The organism is Fusobacterium perfoetens ATCC 29250 (assembly GCF_000622245.1).
Classification (GTDB): Bacteria; Fusobacteriota; Fusobacteriia; order Fusobacteriales; family Fusobacteriaceae; genus Fusobacterium_B; species Fusobacterium_B perfoetens.
In genome coordinates, this window is record NZ_JHXW01000012.1 from 17,511 (window position 1) to 35,499 (window position 17,989).

18 protein-coding genes are annotated in these 17,989 nt (G+C 23.9%); 8 read left to right on the forward strand and 10 right to left on the reverse strand.

The window, feature by feature from the left end; translation table 11 throughout:
- Positions 1 to 210 precede the first annotated feature (210 nt).
- A complete protein-coding gene (locus T364_RS0105310; protein WP_027128652.1) occupies positions 211 to 690 on the forward strand; it encodes a D-Ala-D-Ala carboxypeptidase family metallohydrolase in 480 nt (159 codons plus the stop codon).
- A 118-nt stretch (positions 691 to 808) separates the two neighbouring features.
- Here the strand turns inward: T364_RS0105310 and T364_RS0105315 are convergent, their stop codons facing one another.
- From T364_RS0105315 to T364_RS0105345, 7 genes are all read right to left on the reverse strand, one after another.
- Positions 809 to 2,515 (reverse strand): ABC transporter ATP-binding protein, encoded by a 1,707-nt coding sequence (locus T364_RS0105315; protein ID WP_027128653.1) that lies wholly within the window; start codon positions 2,513 to 2,515, stop codon positions 809 to 811.
- Positions 2,502 to 3,389 (reverse strand): ABC transporter substrate-binding protein, encoded by an 888-nt coding sequence (locus T364_RS0105320; protein WP_027128654.1) that lies wholly within the window; start codon positions 3,387 to 3,389, stop codon positions 2,502 to 2,504. The genes T364_RS0105315 and T364_RS0105320 overlap by 14 nt, the downstream gene beginning before the upstream one ends.
- 8 nt (positions 3,390 to 3,397) lie before the next feature.
- The gene (locus tag T364_RS0105325; RefSeq protein ID WP_027128655.1) at positions 3,398 to 4,183 is read right to left on the reverse strand and encodes an ABC transporter ATP-binding protein; all 786 of its coding nucleotides are present in this window, start codon (positions 4,181 to 4,183) and stop codon (positions 3,398 to 3,400) included.
- A complete protein-coding gene (locus T364_RS0105330; protein ID WP_051532661.1) occupies positions 4,183 to 5,175 on the reverse strand; it encodes a FecCD family ABC transporter permease in 993 nt (330 codons plus the stop codon). The genes T364_RS0105325 and T364_RS0105330 overlap by 1 nt, the downstream gene beginning before the upstream one ends.
- Before the next feature lie 71 nt (positions 5,176 to 5,246).
- Positions 5,247 to 7,400 (reverse strand): TonB-dependent receptor, encoded by a 2,154-nt coding sequence (locus T364_RS0105335; protein WP_027128657.1) that lies wholly within the window; start codon positions 7,398 to 7,400, stop codon positions 5,247 to 5,249.
- A gap of 35 nt (positions 7,401 to 7,435) precedes the next feature.
- Positions 7,436 to 7,912, reverse strand: a complete 477-nt coding sequence (gene hutX / locus T364_RS0105340) for a heme utilization cystosolic carrier protein HutX (RefSeq protein WP_027128658.1) — start codon at positions 7,910 to 7,912, stop codon at positions 7,436 to 7,438.
- A gap of 4 nt (positions 7,913 to 7,916) precedes the next feature.
- Positions 7,917 to 8,348, reverse strand: a complete 432-nt coding sequence (locus tag T364_RS0105345; protein WP_027128659.1) for a Dps family protein — start codon at positions 8,346 to 8,348, stop codon at positions 7,917 to 7,919.
- A 131-nt stretch (positions 8,349 to 8,479) separates the two neighbouring features.
- On the opposite strand from T364_RS0105345, the gene T364_RS0105350 reads away from it, so the two are divergent.
- A complete protein-coding gene (locus T364_RS0105350) occupies positions 8,480 to 9,274 on the forward strand; it encodes a ZIP family metal transporter (protein ID WP_027128660.1) in 795 nt (264 codons plus the stop codon).
- 52 nt (positions 9,275 to 9,326) lie between these two features.
- On the opposite strand, the gene T364_RS0105355 is transcribed toward T364_RS0105350, so the two are convergent.
- Positions 9,327 to 10,586 (reverse strand): radical SAM protein, encoded by a 1,260-nt coding sequence (locus tag T364_RS0105355; RefSeq protein ID WP_035945420.1) that lies wholly within the window; start codon positions 10,584 to 10,586, stop codon positions 9,327 to 9,329.
- 130 nt (positions 10,587 to 10,716) lie between these two features.
- Between T364_RS0105355 and T364_RS0105360 the strand changes: the two genes are divergently transcribed.
- Positions 10,717 to 11,220 carry a flavodoxin family protein gene (locus tag T364_RS0105360; protein WP_027128662.1) on the forward strand — a complete coding sequence of 168 codons (504 nt, stop codon included), beginning with the start codon at positions 10,717 to 10,719 and terminating at the stop codon, positions 11,218 to 11,220.
- Positions 11,221 to 11,424: 204 nt separating this feature from the next.
- On the opposite strand, the gene T364_RS0105365 is transcribed toward T364_RS0105360, so the two are convergent.
- On the reverse strand, positions 11,425 to 13,563 hold the full coding sequence (locus T364_RS0105365) for a TonB-dependent receptor (RefSeq protein ID WP_027128663.1): 2,139 nt from the start codon (positions 13,561 to 13,563) through the stop codon (positions 11,425 to 11,427).
- A 163-nt stretch (positions 13,564 to 13,726) separates the two neighbouring features.
- Here T364_RS0105365 and T364_RS0105370 point away from each other — a divergent pair, with 163 nt between their 5' ends.
- Genes T364_RS0105370 through T364_RS0105390 form a run of 5 tightly spaced genes read left to right on the forward strand, consistent with a single transcriptional unit; the run spans position 13,727 to position 17,166 of the window.
- Entirely contained in the window at positions 13,727 to 14,113 is a 387-nt protein-coding gene (locus T364_RS0105370; RefSeq protein ID WP_035945422.1) for a YbaN family protein, read from the forward strand.
- Positions 14,114 to 14,121: 8 nt separating this feature from the next.
- Positions 14,122 to 15,360: a coproporphyrinogen-III oxidase family protein gene (locus tag T364_RS0105375; RefSeq protein WP_027128665.1), complete on the forward strand. Its 1,239-nt coding sequence runs from the start codon at positions 14,122 to 14,124 to the stop codon at positions 15,358 to 15,360.
- A 31-nt stretch (positions 15,361 to 15,391) separates the two neighbouring features.
- Complete coding sequence (locus T364_RS0105380) at positions 15,392 to 16,003, forward strand: MotA/TolQ/ExbB proton channel family protein (RefSeq protein ID WP_027128666.1); 612 nt, start codon at positions 15,392 to 15,394, stop codon at positions 16,001 to 16,003.
- Between the two features lie 9 nt (positions 16,004 to 16,012).
- On the forward strand, positions 16,013 to 16,402 hold the full coding sequence (locus T364_RS0105385) for an ExbD/TolR family protein (RefSeq protein WP_027128667.1): 390 nt from the start codon (positions 16,013 to 16,015) through the stop codon (positions 16,400 to 16,402).
- A gap of 14 nt (positions 16,403 to 16,416) precedes the next feature.
- On the forward strand, positions 16,417 to 17,166 hold the full coding sequence (locus tag T364_RS0105390; protein ID WP_027128668.1) for an energy transducer TonB: 750 nt from the start codon (positions 16,417 to 16,419) through the stop codon (positions 17,164 to 17,166).
- 50 nt (positions 17,167 to 17,216) lie between these two features.
- On the opposite strand, the gene T364_RS0105395 is transcribed toward T364_RS0105390, so the two are convergent.
- The gene (locus T364_RS0105395) at positions 17,217 to 17,987 is read right to left on the reverse strand and encodes a sulfite exporter TauE/SafE family protein (protein ID WP_027128669.1); all 771 of its coding nucleotides are present in this window, start codon (positions 17,985 to 17,987) and stop codon (positions 17,217 to 17,219) included.
- Positions 17,988 to 17,989 lie beyond the last annotated feature (2 nt).

Consider the following 17,989-nt stretch of genomic DNA (forward strand, 5'->3'; position numbering starts at 1 on the left):
ACAAAGACCTCCCTAAAAATTTTTATATAAATTTATAAAGCAAATTATATGCCAAAAAAAACTGAATAATAAAAAGGTTAATAATAAAGATGAATAAATAAAAAAGGTAATTTTTTCCTGTTTTATGAAAAAAATGCCGATATATATTTTTGAAAAAAATAATAATATATGTTATAATCAAATATAATTTTAAAATAGAAAGGAAAATAAATGAAAAAATTAATATATTTTTTAATACTTTTATTTTTATTTACAGGATGTTGGAATGTAAAAAAAAGGCCTAATGAAAAAATATCAGAACATTTTACTTATTATGAAGCTGTTCATAGTGGATATGGTTCTAAAAAACATATAAAAAATTATCCTCATAGAGATGATTTTAAAAGAATAAAAAAGACAGCAAAACGAATGGAAAAAATAAGAAAGATTGTAGGAGAACCAATACATATAAACAGTTGGTATAGAAGTGGAAAAATAAATAAAAAAATAGGTGGAAGTAGGACTTCTGCTCATACAAAAGGATTGGCTGTAGATTTTACTGTAGATGGAAATTTATGGGAAGCTTTTAATAGAATAATAAGGTCTGGTTATAGTTATGACCAAATAATTTATTATAGACAAAAAAAATATATTCATATCAGTTTTAAAGAAAAAGTTAGAGAGGAAAGAAGGCAAAGATTTTATAGATAAATAAAAAAATTTAATTTTTGTTTTAAAAGTTATAATCTTTAGAAAAAATTATAAATAAAAAGAGTTATTGTATTTTAAGAATAATCTATAATAACTCTTTTTTATATTATAAAACTTTTTATGAATTTATTATTTTATAGAATTTCTTTTTCTTTTTAATAAGAGAGGAGAAATCTCCCTCTTCTATAATTTCTCCTTTTTCGATTAAGATAATTTTATCATAATCTTTTAAAAGTGAAAATTTATGAGTAATAGTTATTACTGTTTCATCATTAAAAATATCTTTAATATTTTTCATAATCTCATTTTCTGTTATATTATCTAATCCAGAAGTAGCTTCATCTAACATAATTAATTTAGCTTTCTTTAAAAATATTCTAGCTAAAGAAATTCTTTGTTCTTCTCCTGTACTCATACTTATTCCATTAATGCCTAATAATGTTTTATAATTTTCTGGAAAACTCATAATTTTATTATGGATACAAGCTTTTTTAGAAGCTTCAATGATTTTTTCATAGGAATTTTCTAAAGGTGTTATAATATTTATATTTTCTAATATAGTTGTATTAAATAAACTATTATCTTTAGTAATTATTCCGAGTAATTTTAATAGGGATTCTGTTTGAATATCTTTTATATTTATATTATTAATATAAATATCTCCACTTGTTGGAAAATAACTTCTTTTTATTAAATTAAAAATTGTTGTTTTTCCCACTCCACTTTGTCCTACTATAGCTACTTTTTCACCTTTATTAATTTTAAAATTTATATTTTTTATTATAAGTTTTTCTTTATTATAACCAAAACTGACATTTTTAAATTCTAAACTTTTAAATTCTTCTCCTAAATCAATAGAACCTTCAGGTAAGCTAGTATCTATAGACATAATTTCATTAAATCTCAATATTCCAACAATTCCTTTTTGATATAAATCAATAAGACCTATAAATCTCATTAAAGATACTTTGAATCTATCAACTAAAAGTAAAAAAGAAAAAATAATTCCAAGACTCAAATCAGATTTAATATATAAAATTCCTCCAATAAAAATTAAAAGTAGTTGAATAAATTGTGTATAAAAAACAATTCCAGATACTAAGTAAGAAGAGTTTAAAAAATTTTTTCTTTCGATTTCTAAAACATTCTCATTAGCTTTTATAAATTTATTTTTATTTACATTTTCAAGATTATTATCTTTTATAAAAAAAATTACTTTAAAAATATCATTTATTAAACTTATAAAATTACCTGTTGTTTCTCTTATTTCTAAATATCCCTTTTTTAATTTTTGATTTAGGATATAGATAAATATAATAGCAAGAGGTAGAGGAATAAATACAAATGAAGCTAATATAGGATTAAAACTAAACATCAATATAAAAGAACCAATTAAGGATAAAGAAGTTGAAAGAGAATCTTCTAAACCTTTATATAATAAAATAGAAAGATTTTCTAAATCTCCAGTTATTCTTGAAATTAACTCACCAGAATTTTTTTCTTTAAAAAATTTATTAGATTGTTTAAGAAAATGAGTTATCAAGTCATTTCTCATATGAAATTTTAATTTATTTCCCATAAGTTGTCCACAACTTGCTGAAATTATAAAAGAAAAAGCTCTTAATATATAAAAACTTAAAACAAGTCCAGAAAAAAGAGATAATTTTTTTAGATTTTTTTCAGGTAGTATAACATCTATTATTTCTTTTACAATAATGGGAGTTATTAAATCTAATGCTGTGACTAAAACTCCAAAAAATAAAAATATTATTAATAATTTTTTCTCAAGAAGATAATATTTAAAAAGTATTTTATATTTTTGCATTTTCTATTTCCTTTTTTAATTCTTCCATAGTATCAAATATTCTAGGAGAACCTCTAAGTATTTTAGAAGAATCCACAATAAAAATATTATTATTTTTTCCAGCTATAGTATTTTTTATAAAAGGATTAGCCTCTTCTATATTTTTAATAGAAGATATAGACATTGCTCCCATAATTATTTGAGGATTTTCAGATAATAAATATTCTGGAGAAATTATTGGTCTTTCTCCAATTAATCCATCTGTTATATTTTTAACACCTATTAATTCTAAAACTTGTCCTGGTAAAGATTCTTTAGAAAATCCCATCATTGGATTTGTCGAATAAAGAATTACTCCTTTTATTTCTTTAAGTTTTTTTCTTTCTTCTAAAATTTTTAATTTTTCTTTACTTTCTTTATATAAATTTTCACTTTCTTTTTCTCTATCAAAAAGTTTTCCGAAAATTTTTATACTTTCTAAAATATTTTTAAAATCTTTTGTTCCATCATTTATAAGAACAGGGATATTTTTAGATTTTAAAGAATCAGCTAATCCTATGGACATTCCATTAACTATTACTAAATCAGGTTGTAAAGCAATTATTTTTTCTAAACTAGGTTTAGCAGTATTTCCAACAGTTAATAATTTTTTTGTTTCTTCATAAGGCCAAATTTTACTATTTTTTGTTCCAGCTATTCCAACTATTTTATCTTGAGCATTTAACATATACATAGTTTCTATAACAGCTGGGTCTGTCACTACAACTCTATTATATTTTTTTAATGGAATATTATTGTTTTGATATCCATAAACAGTATTTTCTTTTATTTCAAGAGAAAAACTAAATATCTTTATTAATAAAAATCCCAATACTACTCCTAATTTTTTTTTCATTTTTCCTCCTAAAATTTTTCTAATGGAATTATATAAGGTTTCTTATTTTCATCATAAATTATTTTTGATTTTAATTGATAAATATCTTCTAATATTTTTTCAGTTAAAACTTCTTTTGGTGTACCTTGATAAGCTACTTTCCCCTCTTTTATTAAAAATAATTTATCACAAAACATAGAAGCTAAATTTAAATCATGCAATACAGCTACTGCTGTTATATCATGATTTTTTACAAGTTTTTTTACTCTTCCCATAAGGTCAACAGCATGATTTAAATCTAAAGCTGATGTTGGCTCATCTAAAAGTAAAATTTTTGGTTCTTGAGTTAGAGCTCTAGCTAATAACACTCTTTGAAATTCTCCTCCAGATAAACTTAGGGCGATTCTATTAGAAAATTTTTCAAGTCCTAATATTTTTAAAGTTTCAAAAGCAATATCAAAATCTTTTTTAGAATATCCTTCCCAAGAATTTTTTAAATGTGGAAGTCTTCCCATAGTTACAAAATCTATTACAGACATAGGACTTGATAAACTAGATTTTTGAGGAACTAAAGCCATTATTTTAGCTTTTTCTTTTTGAGTATACTCCTTTTCTTTTTTCTGAAAAATTTCAATGTTTTCATTATTTTTATTTAGATATCCCAAAATATTTTTTAAAAGTGTAGATTTTCCACAACCATTAGGACCAAGAATTCCTATTACTTTATTTCTTTCAATTTTTAAGGTTATATTTTTTAAAATATTTTTATCACCATAGGAAAAATTTAAGTTAGTTATTTTAATTACCTCTTCCATTATATCCTCCTTTTATTTTTCAAAGCTAAATATAAGAAGAATGGAGCTCCAAAAAATGAAGTAACAACTCCAATAGGAATTTCAGTAGGAGATAAAAACATTCTTCCAAAAGTATCACAGATTAAGAGAAAAAATCCACCAGCCAAAGAAGCATTAGGAATTAATTTAGAATTAGAAGGACCTGTTATCATTCTTATAATATGAGGAATTATTAGACCAACAAAACCTATCATTCCTGAAAAGGCCACAGAAAAGGCTACAATTAAAGCTGATACAGTAAGAATTCTTGTTTTTAATTTTGTAACATCTACTCCTAAAGAATGAGCTTCTTCGTCTCCAGATAATAAAGCATCTAAATTATTTCTATTTATATAAAAATAATATAAAGAAAATATAAGAGGGGGAATTAAAAAGAAAACTTTTTTCCAAGTGGCATTTCCTAAATATCCCATCATCCACATTGTGATTTTAAATGAATCTTCACCTATTAAATAAATAGCAAAGGAAGTAAAAGCACTTAAAAAAGATGAAACAGCTATTCCTATTATAAGTAGAGTTGAAACATTTATCATATTTCCTTTTTTAGCCATTTTAAAAATTAAAAAAGTACTTAAAAGAGACATTATAAAAGCTAAAACTCCATACATAAAATCTGGAAGATTAAAAATATAAGCTATTACAGAACCAAAAGTAGCACTGGCAGCTATTCCAATTATATAGGGGTCAGCTAAGGGATTTTGAAAAACAGTTTGAATTACCACTCCACTAGATGCCAACATCATTCCAACTAAAACTCCCATTAAAATTCTAGGAATTCTTAAATCAAGTAATATTATTTTTATATATTCCTCTTGATTTTTTAAATCAAAAATTTGTTTTAAAGTTATTGTTTGGTCTCCCATTTTTACTGAAATTAATCCACCAATTATTATTCCAATGATTAATATAAAAGGAAGTATATTTTTAAAAGATTTATTTTCTTTTATTTTCATAAATTTTCTCCTTACATATTTAATAGGAGCTGTTTCCAGCTCCTATTAAATTTTATTTTTATAAAATTAGATTATAATATATAACTAAATCCTATGTAGTAATTTCTTTCTGGTGCAGGGTCATATAAATATTCTCCCTTAGTAAATGAAACTGATTCATAATAATCTTCATTAAATATATTATTAATTCCAGCAAATAAAGATAAACCATTATCAGTGTTATAATTAAATCTAATATTTGTCACTATATAAGAATCTTTTTTTCCTGTTTCATTGTTATTATCTAGATAAGATTCTCCATTGTAAACAACCTCTCCGTTGATATTGAATTTTGGAGTGAAGTCATATTTAGCTCCTAAAGTAAATCTATGTTCAGGTACTCCTGCTATTTTATTTCCAGAAATATCTCCTCCATCAACAATAGTACTAGGTTTTCCTTGACTTCCTATATTTACTTTTTGAGCTCTTCCCTCTTTGATTCTAGCATTGATATATTGATAAGATTCAGATAAAGTTAATTTTCCAAAATATTGTTCAAGTTTTAATTCTGCTCCCATTCTTTCGGTTTTATCAATATTATAATTTAATATAGGACCAGATGTCATACCATCCATATAGGTATAGATTTCATCATTCATTAATGAGTAGAATAATGCAAAGTTAATAGAAGTATTTCTAATATAGTCAGATACTCCCCATTCTATATTATGATAAGTTTCTGATTCTAAATTATTTAAAGTATAAATATTATCAATTTTATTTGTTAATAGAGCTGGAGCAGGAGTTGTAAATCCTCTTTCATATCTTAAATATGTTCTACCAATATCTGAATAACGATAACTTCCACCTAATTCATAAGCATAGTTATTTTCATCTTTACTTTGTGAACTATTACTTGATGTTGGTTTTCCCATAGGTGGAGTTATTTTACTATATCTAGAAATATCATATTTTGAATTTTCATATCTAAATCCTTGATTAAATTCAAAATCTCCAATTTTATAATTGTTCATAATAAATCCAGCTAAAGTTTCTTTATTTAAATCCATATCAGTTTGAACATTCATAGATTTTTGTCCTAAAGGCCCCATATTTAAAAGATTATTTATTTTTCCATATCTTCCACCATCATTTTTAATATAATCTAATCCAAAAATTAAAGAGCTATCATCTCCATAAGAATATTTTAATTTAGGTTTAATTCCTGTTTTTTTATCTTTAAAAGTCCATTTAACTTCTGAAGTATATGGGATAGGATTAGGTAATGGTTTACCATTCATTTCTGTCATTTTACCTTCACCAGGCATATTTATTAACATATCTGTTTCACTTCTAAAAGCTATTACATTGGCTGATAAATTTTCACTTAGTTTTCCATTATAAGTTAATTGAAAATCTTCTTTATCAATATCCATTGTATCCATATATTTATCAGGATTTCCTTGTTTTCTGTCTTCATTGATTTGTGCTTTTGTTAATGAGTCTAATAAATTTTTATTTTCATTATAGTTATTATATTTAATTTCTATGTTATGTTCCTCATTAATATTGTATCTTAATTTTCCTTGAAAATAATCAGAATCTAATTTAGAATCTTTTCTATATCCATCTCCTTCATTTTTATTATAAGATAAATCTATATCAAACTTTCCAATAGTTTGTCCAAAGGAAACATCAGTTTTATGAGAACCTAAGGTAGAAAAATTATATCCACCACTTCCTCTTAATCCTTCACCTCTTTTAGTAATAATATTAATAACTCCTCCAGCTGTTCCTGAACCGTAAAGAACTGAACCCCCTCCTGGAATTATTTCAATTCTTTCAATATTGTTAACAGCTATAGTATTTATTGGACTACTTACCATAGAAGTTTCTAAAGCATTTACTGCTACTCCATCAATCATTACTTGAACATTAGCTTTTGCTCCAGAAGAAGTACTATCAAGTCCTCCTTGACCTCTTAAATCCACTATAGAACCAAAAGTATTTCCTATAACATTTACAGTTGGAATATCTTTTAATATCTCAGAAACTGTCCTATATCCTTTTTCTTTAATTTCTTTAGAAGTTACAATAGTTGGATTAGCCATAACTTTTCTAACATTAGTTTCAAATCCTGTTACAGATGTTACAATAGTATCATCTAATTTAATTTCTGTTGTTTTTTCACCACCATATGCTAAGGATGAAATTAAACAACCTAATAATAAAATTTTTTTGTTCATCTTCTTTTTCCTTTCACAATTTTAATTAAGGTTATTTATAATGAATTAAATATTTCTAAATATTTTTCTCTAAGTTGTCCTTTTTCATCTCTTGGTACATATATAGAAAATATTTCCTTTTCATCAGAATCAAAAAATTTTATAGAACAACTTTTCTTATTAAATATAGTGTCAGTTACTATAAAAATTTCTTTAATATTATTAACAGATAAGTGTCCTCCAATAGAAGTTTCTTTATCATGAAAATTTAAAAATCCATGTCCATATTTTCCCTGTGGGAATTTATCTTTTATTTCTAAAACGAAATTTGGAGTAATTACAAGTAAAAGTACTTCTTCCCATTTATTTAAAATTTCAAATAGTTTATCTATTTTTTCAATAGGATAAGTTCGTACACGTGGACTAGATATATTTCTTAAAACTTCTAAAAAACTTATATTTAATTCTTTTGAAATTTCGGAAAAAGAAATTTTATTATCATTATTTATTAGTTTTTCTATTTTAGATTTCATATATTTAATTATCCATACTTTGATTTAACATCCATAAGATTTTAGAGAAATATTTTATATAATCATCCATTGAAGCAGAAATTATATATTCAGATAATTCATCAGCTTCTTTTTTTATTTTTTTAACTTTATCTAATAAATAATTAAAATCAGTTATTACTTCTTTTAAAATATATTCTTCAGAGAGATATTTTTCTTCTTCCTCTTTTATTTCAGATAATGCTAAGAAATTTTTTAAAGAACCTACTGGTTTTCCACCTATTATTAAAATATTTTCTGCATTCTCATCAATCATTTTATTTATTCCGTTATATAACTCTTCTAATTTAGCATGTAGAGGGAAGAAATTTTTTCCTTTTACATACCAATGAAAGTTTTGTAGTTTATGATATTCCACCACTAAATCAGCTAAAAATAAATTTAAATTTTTTTCCATAAATATTACCTCCTTAAAATTTTATAATTAAAATATATCACTTATAAAATATTTTGTCAATAAAAATATTTTAAAATTTAATCAAATGTGATATAATTAAAATATAAATTAATAATTTTTGGAGGTGATTTATGAAATTAAATGTATTATGGCCTATTTTAGGAACTTCATTTATATTTTTAATGACAACTTTAGGGTCTGCAATGGTTTTCTTTTTTAGAAAAGAAATAAAAGAAAACATACAAAGAATTTTTTTAGGATTTGCTGCAGGAGTTATGATAGCAGCTTCTGTTTTTGGATTACTTGTACCAGCAATTGAAGAGTTAGAAACTAGAGGAATAATAAGTTGGATACCAGTTTCTATTGGATTTTTAGGAGGAGTATTCACTATATTGATTTTAGATAAAATAATTCCTCATTTACATCCTGTAGAAAATAAAACTGAGGGGATTTCTAGTAATTTAAAAAGAACTTCTCTTTTAATAACAGCTGTGACAATTCATAATATTCCAGAAGGTATAGCAGTAGGACTTTCTTTTGCTTTAGCTAGTCAAAATTCCAATGACCCTTCTTTTTTAGCTTCAGCAATAGGATTAGCTTTAGGAATTGGAATTCAAAATTTTCCAGAAGGGGCAGCTGTATCTCTTCCTTTAAGAAGAGAGGGATTTGGAACTTTTAAAGCTTTTGTTTATGGAAGTTTATCCGGAATAGTAGAACCTATATTTGGAATTTTGACAGTTTTTATTACATCTAGTTTAGGTTCTTTAATGCCATGGCTTTTATCTTTTTCAGCAGGAGCTATGATGTATGTTGTGGTAGAAGAACTTATTCCTGAGGCGAATTTTTCAAAACATTCAGATAGTGGAACTTTAAGTGTTATGTTTGGATTTGTTTTAATGATGATTTTAGATATTGCACTAGGATAAATAAAAAAGCTACATAAGAATGTAGCTTTTTTATTTTATGAAATTTAAGGAATTATTTTTCAAAAACTTTTTCAACAATATATTTTACTATTTCATACCCAATATTATTTCCCAAAAAAATTCCATCTTTAGTAAATATAAAAGATTTTTCATTTTCAATAAATAATTTTTTTTCTTTAAATTCATTTATTTTATCTAAAAAATAATTATATTCTTTTTTATCTAATATTTTTTTTATTTCATTTTTTTGAATAATTGGGAATTGTAAAAGGCCTGAAAGTAAACTAAACTTTTTATGTAGATTAGATATATTAGAGAAAAAAGATAAATTTTTATTCATTCTAAAAATACTAATATTTCCAACATTACCTCCAGCTCCAACTCCTATTGGAAATGTATCACCACCATTATTTCTAACTTTTATATATTGGTAGTTATCTCCATTTTTTTTAGCAATTTTTGTAAGTTCAAGTATATAATATTTTTCATCTTTACAAAGTTCCTCTATAAAAATATCATGAAGTTTTTTTTCTTTTTCTAAATTTTCTATTATTTTTACTTTTTCATTTTTTATATCTTTTGAAAGATTAGAACCCTCATGAATCATTAAAGAATAGAAACTAACACTACTAATTTCTAATTCTTTAATTATTTTAATATCTTCTTTTATATCCTCTTCTTTTTGATTAGGATAGTTATAAATAATATCTATACAAACATCTCCTTTAAAATATTCTTTTAATTTTTTTAATTTATCAATAGTTTCTTCTTTTGTAAAAGTTCTATTATAAAATTTTCGCCCTTCTTCTGAAAAAGATTGGATACCAACACTAAGTCTATTAACTCCATATTTCATCATAATATTTAATTTTTCTTTAGAAAGATTATGAAGTGTTGTTTCAAAAGTAAATTCATATTTTGGTGCTAAAGAAACATTTTCTTGTATGCTTTTAAGTATGATTTCTAATTGATTAGGTTTATATACAGTAGGAGTTCCACCACCAAAAAATATAACTTCAAAATCTCTTTCTTGAAAATATTTTGTTTTTCCATATTTTTTAAATTCAGAGGCAATAAAATTAGAATATTCATCTAAGCTACCTTGTAATTGTTTTCTATTAAGATTACAAAAAGAACAAATTTTATCACAATATGGAGTATGAACATATATTGCTCTTGGAATATTTTCTGGACTTTTATTTAAAAATTCCATTAAATCTGATTCTGTAACTATTTTTTTTTCGAGATACTTATTTAAAATTCCTCCAACATCATGATGAGATTTCATTCTTTTTTCAAATATAATTTCCATATTTTCTCCTTGGTTAGTTATAATTAAATATTATACTTTGTTTTTTGTTTTTGTCAACAAATATTTGACAAGCAAAATTTTATATGATAAAATTTTTTAGATTTAATTTTAGTGATAAAGGAGAAAGAGTATGAAAACTTTAATTGCTTATTCAACAAAAACAGGAAACACTAAAAAAGTAGCAGAAGCTATAAATGATATTATTCCATTTTCAGATTTAAAAGATATTTCCCAAGTGGAAAGTTTAGATTATGATTTAATAATTATTGGAACTTGGATAGATAAAGGAACAGCTGATGAAAAAGCTTTAAAATTTATGAAAAGTGTAGAAAATAAAAAAGTAGCTTTCTTTTTTACATTGGGAGCTTATCCAAATTCTGACCATGCTAAAGATTGTATAAAAAATATATCAAAAGTTTTAGAAGAAAATAAAAATGAAATTATAGGAAGTTATCATTGTCAAGGAGCTATAGACCCACAATTAATAGAATTTATGAAAAAAACTTTTGGACCAGACCATCCACATGGACCTAATTCTGAAAGAATAAAAAGATGGAAAGATGCAAGTACTCATCCAGACGAAAAAGATTTAGAAGAAGCAAAAAATACTTTTAAAAAACTATTAAACTTATAGTTTATAAAAAATATATAAAATTGTGTTCATTGATTTATTTAGTTTCAATCTCTTAAAACAGTCAATTTTTATTGGCTGTTTTTCTCTTAATTGAAACTTTTTTATTATAAAAAATAAAAAAGAGATTTTATTGTATATTTAAAATAAAATCTCTCTTTAAAAAATTTAATTTGAAAAATCTTATTTATACTAAAAAATTATTAATTAAAAAGTATAACTTGCTCCTAAATAATAAGTTCTACCAAATTCAGGAATAACAGTAGAAAAATTATCTCCAACATATCCATAATATTTCTCATTAAATAAATTATTTATACCACTATAAATACTATATCCTTTAGGATTGTTATATCTTAGAGAAAAATCAACAACGACATGAGATTTTACTAAGCTATCTTCATCACGTTCTATATCTTTTAAATAGTTATTATATCCTCCTGTATATTTCCAAATTAAACCAGTAGTAAGATTATCTATTATATTATAATCAGCTTTTATGGAAATCATATGCTTTGGTACTTTCTTTAATCCACTATTAGACCAATCTACTTTTCCTATATTAGCTTTTCCTTGGCTGTTATAATTACTTTTTCCTTTTAAATAAGTGTATCCCTCTTCAAAAGATAATTTTCCAAAAACTTGATTGGCAGTGAATTCTACTCCATATCTTTCTGTTTCTAAATAATTTACAGTTATAGATTCTTTTGGACTATTATTCAAATAAACTCTATTCATTTGATTATCTGTTTTTGTATAAAATCCAGTAAGATTTATGGCAGAACCTAAAATATAATCTCTAAGACCTATTTCATACATATCAAAAATTTCATCTTCTGCTTCTGTTTTTACATAAATACTATTTCCATTTTCATCAAGTCTTTTATCAGAAATTTGTATTCCATCTGGACCTGTAAAACCTCTTTCATATCTTGCATATATTTTTCCAGTATCTCTATAATTATAGGCTGCTGAAACTTCATAGTTTTGATTTACTCTATGACTTTTATCTTTACCTTTACCATCATTTGCATTTTTATCAAAAGACCAATCAGTAATATCATATCTTGCCCCTTGAGTAAATTCAAAATCTCCAAATTTATTTGAATTTAAAAAATAAATAGCTTTTACAAATCTTTCATAATTAAAATTATAAGGAACTTTTTTATAAGTATTTTTTCCATCATATTTTATATAATCTCCATCTATATATTGATTTCCAATAGGGGTATCTCCTTCTGAGACTTTTTTTAGTTTATAATCAAAGTAATTCATATTAGCTGTTTGTTTAAAATAATCAGTACCAATTAATAAACTATTTTCATTTCCATAACTTATATTTAATTTTGTTTTTGTCCCTAATGTTTCTTGTTCCATTTTTTTATTATCAGCATCTTCATTATTTGTGAAATATCCCTTACTTGAGAAACCATCTATTGTAAATAAAAAGTCATCTGTTATTTGATACACATAAGATAATTTGAAAGTGTCATCTTCTCTATCACTAGAGAGATATCTTCTTTTTTTCTCTTGAATTTTTAACCCATTTTCATCAATTCCAACTGTAACATTTGAATATTTAGGTCTATAATTTTCTCCAAATTCCTCTAAATTAGATTTACTTATATTTTTTATAAATTGTCCATCTTCTTCAAAATGACTATATTTAAAAGTAAGGGCTTGATTGTTGGAAATTTTAAAATTAAATCCCCCAGAAAAATATTCTGTATTACTATAAGTATCTATAAAATACCAATCTTTATCACTTTTAGAATAATTTAATTGAATGGCCAAATTATCATTTATTTTTGTTCCAAAATTTGTATAATATTTTTTCTCTTTATCTTTAGTAAATTCATATCCTATTTTATTAATAGGTTTATTTATAGTTTTTAAATTAGTTGTTATATTTATTACTCCTCCAGAAGTTCCATTACCATAAAGAACTGAACCTCCGCCAGGGATAATTTCAATTTTTTCAATTTGTTCTATGGGAATCACATCATAATTTGTTTGATAAGGATGAGTTGTTAAAGTTGTTATAGGCGCCCCATCTACCATTACTTGAATATTTTTAGCTGCTTGGTCGGCCCCTTGTCCTCTAATATCAATTTCTCCCCAAGCACTAGTTCCTACAGTTATTCCTGGAACATCATTTAGGACTTGAGAAACAGAAGTATAACCTTTTTCATCGATATCCTGTTTATTAATAACTATTACATTTTTTGTAGGCTTTAATTTTTCTACTTCAATGTAATCTGGACTTATTATACTTTGTCCTAATTGAATATCTTGAGCCATAATCAAGCTATTAAGTATACAATAAAATAAAACTACTCTTTTCATAAATCTCCTTTCAGTATTTTAAATTATATTTATGTTCCATAAGCTTTTATACCATATTTAATTTTGTATGTCAAAATTTTTTTAATAAAATATTTTTATTTTATTTTTTTTGATTGACTTTAATTTTGAAAAGTGCTATTATAATTTGAGATTCAAAATAAAGTTGTTGATTTTATTGAAAAAAAGTATTTTTTTTATTTTGGGATTAATTTCTATAATCCTTGGAACAGTTGGTATATTTTTACCTTTATTACCTACAACTCCCTTTTTATTATTCAGTTTATTTTGTTTTGGGAAATCTTCTAAAAGATTTCATAATTTTATATTAGAAAATAAAATTTTTGGAAAATATATAAGGGATTATCATGAGAAAAAAGGAATCACTTTAAAAAATAAAATAAATGTTCTTTTAATACTTAGTATTAGTATCTCTTTTTCTATATATAAAGTTAACCAAATTCATTTAAGAATATTTTTGATAGTTGTATTTTTAGGAGTTACTTATCATATCTTAAGTTTAAAAACTTTAAAAGAAAACAAAGAAAATTAGGAGTTATTATGTTTAATATAAGATATAAATCTCATCATGATGTTTTAAATATTATTAATAGTTCATTAGGAAGAGGTCTTTCTACAAACTTTACTTTTGAAAAAGTTTTAAATGATAAAAATAACTTTAGGGAGTTGGGAATTTATGTACACACTCCTTATTGTGATAAAATTTGTTCTTTTTGTAATATGAACAGAAAACAGGTAGATAGTAGTTTAGATAGTTATGCTGATTACCTTTGTAGAGAATTTGAAAAATATGGAAAAAAACTTTATCCAAAAGAAAAACATATATCTACTATTTTTTTTGGTGGAGGAACTCCTACAATTTATAAAGAAAAAGAATTGGAAAAGATTCTAAAAGCCTTAAGAGAAAATTTTATTTTGACTAAAGATTATGAATTTACTTTTGAGACTACCCTCCACAATTTAACACCTAAAAAAATAGAAATTTTACAAAATTATGGTGTTAATAGATTGAGTATAGGAATTCAAACTTTTTCTAATAGAGGAAGAAAAATTTTGAATAGAACTTATGAAAAAGATGAAATTATAAAAAGATTAAAATTTCTAAGAGAAAATTTTAGTGGACTTATTTGTATAGATATTATTTATAATTATCCTAATGAAACTTTAGAAGAAATTGAAGAAGATGCAAAAATATTATGTGAATTAAATTTAGATAGTTGTAGTTTTTATTCATTGATGGTGCAAGAAGGGTCTAAAATTTCTAAACTAAGAAAAGATAATAGTAATTTTTATACATATAATTTAGAAAAAGACAAAATATTGCATGATAAATTTTTAGAAATAACTTTAAAGAATGGATATTATCTTTTAGAACATACTAAAATTACCAATGGGAAAGATAAATATAAATATATAAAAAATGTTAATAACTTAGATAATTTAATTCCTATTGGTGTAGGAGCAGGTGGAAGAATGGAAAATGTAGAGTGTTTTCATTTGAATAAGTTGATTACTTTTTATGGAAAAGATAATATATTCAAATATTCTTTAAAGAAAATAGCAGGTATTATGCAATATCCTCAAGTATCTTTAAAAGAGATAGAAGAATATTCTAAAGAAAATTTTAATATTATTTTTGAAAGATTAAAAGAATTTCAAAATAAAAATTTAATAATTTTAGAAAAAGAATATTTCACTTATACTTTAGATGGAATATTTTGGGGAAATAGTATTATTGCTGATATTATAAATATTTTGATAAAAATAAAAAACAAATAATTTAAAATTTATATATTGGAGGTTTTCAGTTATGTATCATTATCTTAAAGTTGGAGGACCATTAATGTGGATTCTTCTAATTTTATCAATTATTTCTCTTGCTATAATTATAGAAAGGGTATTATTTTTCTTTTTACATGAGAGATGTTTGAGTAAGAATTTTAAATCAAATATTATTTTAGCTGTATCTAATAATAATTTAGAAAAAGCTTGTTTATTGTGTGATGATGAAAAAAATACTGTTGGGGCAACTATAAAAGAATTTTTAGTTCGTCATAATGCCAATGGAGATTTTCATCATTTTGACCAATTAATAAAAGAAATAGCTTTAGAGAGGATAAGTCCACTTGAAAAAAGATTATATTTACTTGGAATAATAGCTCACACAGCTCCAATGATTGGACTTTTAGGTACAGTTACAGGAATGATTCATGCTTTTACAAATCTTGCTTTATTAGGAGCTGGAGACCCTAAAGTAGTAGCTGATGGAATATCAGAGGCTTTACTTACTACAGCTGCCGGGCTTACAATAGCTATTCCAGCCATTGTTATTTATAATCTTTTAAATAAAAGAGTAGAAGAGGTTGAAAGTGATATTGATAAAATAACAACAAATATAATAAATATAATAAGAAAAAATTAGGAGGAGTTTATGGGGAAGTATAGAAAAAATAAAAATATTCTTGCTGTTGACTTAACTCCATTAATAGATGTAGTTTTTTTACTTTTAATATTTTTTATGGTTACAACAACTTTTGATAAATATGGACAAATAGATATAGATGTCCCGACAGCTAATATAGAAAGTCCTGATAAAAAATTACCTTTAGAGATTGTTATTGATAAAAATGGAAGTTATTTTGCAATAAAAAATGGAAAAACACTTCCTATAGATATTGATAATTTAGGAGATTTATTAAATGGGGTTGATTCAGTTTCTGTAACAGCAGATAAAGAACTAAAATATCAAGTTGTTATGGATACTATTACAAAAATAAAAAAGCAGGGAATAGAAAATTTAGGAATAAATTTTTATGAATAATTAAGGAGTAGAAAATGAAATACATATTACTTTCAATAATCTTTCATATTTTATTGATTATTCCCTATTACAAACATGTAAATACTTTAGGAAATCCCGATATTTCAAGAAAAATATCTATTCCAATATCATATAATTCTAGAAATCTACCTGAACGAATAGATAATATAAAAAAAGTGAAAGGAAGCGAGATAAAACAGCCTAAAGTAGTAGAAGAAACCAATAAAAAAATAGAAGAAAAAGAAATAAAAAAGCCTCAAGATGAATTTAAAAGTAAAATGAAAAAAAATACTGAAAAAAAAGTTGAAAAAAAAATAACTGAAAATAAGGAAATAAAAAAATCTCAAAATAATCAGAATAAAAAACAACCACATAAAAATTTAGTTAAAGAGGAAAATAAAAAAGAAAGTATAGATGAAGTTTTAACTAAGAATGGAAACTTTGTAGCTAATTCTGATGGAAGCTACACAGCTTTATCAGCTAAAGGAATTAATTTTGAAATTTTAAATCAAATAGACCCTAATTATCCACGTCAAGCAGAAGTTATCAGATATAATAAAACAGTTATTGTTGAAACTAGATTTCTTGTTGGATTAGATGGAAGAGTTGAGAAAATTGAAATTTTAAAATCTCATGAGAAATTTGGATTTGATAAAGAGGTAATGCAAGCTTTAAAAAAATGGAAATTTAAACCAATAACTTATGGAGGAAAAAAATTAAAAGTTTATTTTGTAAAAGAATTTATATTTAAACCAAAATCATAAAAATAAAAAAACACTCTTTAATTTGAAAGAGTGTTTTTTATGAAATATTCTTAAAAAAATTTCTCAATGATTATTTTTAAAAGTGTAATAGTAGTGACCACAATGAAAAAAGGTTTTATAAGTTTACTTCCTTTTTTTATAGCAAATTTAGTTCCTAATTGTCCACCTAGAAACATAAAAAATCCAACTGTAAATCCATAAATATAATTAACTTTTCCATAATAAATAAACATAATTAAACTAGAAAGATTACTAACTAAATTTAAAATTTTTGCATTTCCACTAGAAAGTATAAAATCCATTCCATAAATTTTAATAAAAGCAAATAATAGAAAGGAACCACCACCAGGTCCAAAAAATCCTATATAAAATCCTAATATAAAAGATGCCATAGAACCTAATATTGTAGATTTTAAAGTTGTTTTAGTAAAATTATTTTTTAATCCTATTTCTTTGTTAACAATAGTATAAATTAGTATTAAAATTAAAAGAAAAATAATAATAGGTTCTAAGAAATTTTCATCTATCTTATTAAGAATATAAACTCCTAAACATGCACCTATTAAATGAAAAGGAACTAAATATTTTAAGATATTAAAATTTAATTTTCCATGTCTAAAGAAACCAACACTACTACCTAAAGTAGATAATGTAGCAGAAAATTTATGTGTTCCCATAACTAAATGGATAGGGAATCCAGCAGAAATATAAGCAGGAAGACTTATAAGTCCACCACCACCAGCAATTGCATCAACAAAAGAAGCTAAAAAACATAAAATAATTAAAATAATTAGACTTTCTATTGAGATATCAGAAAACATAA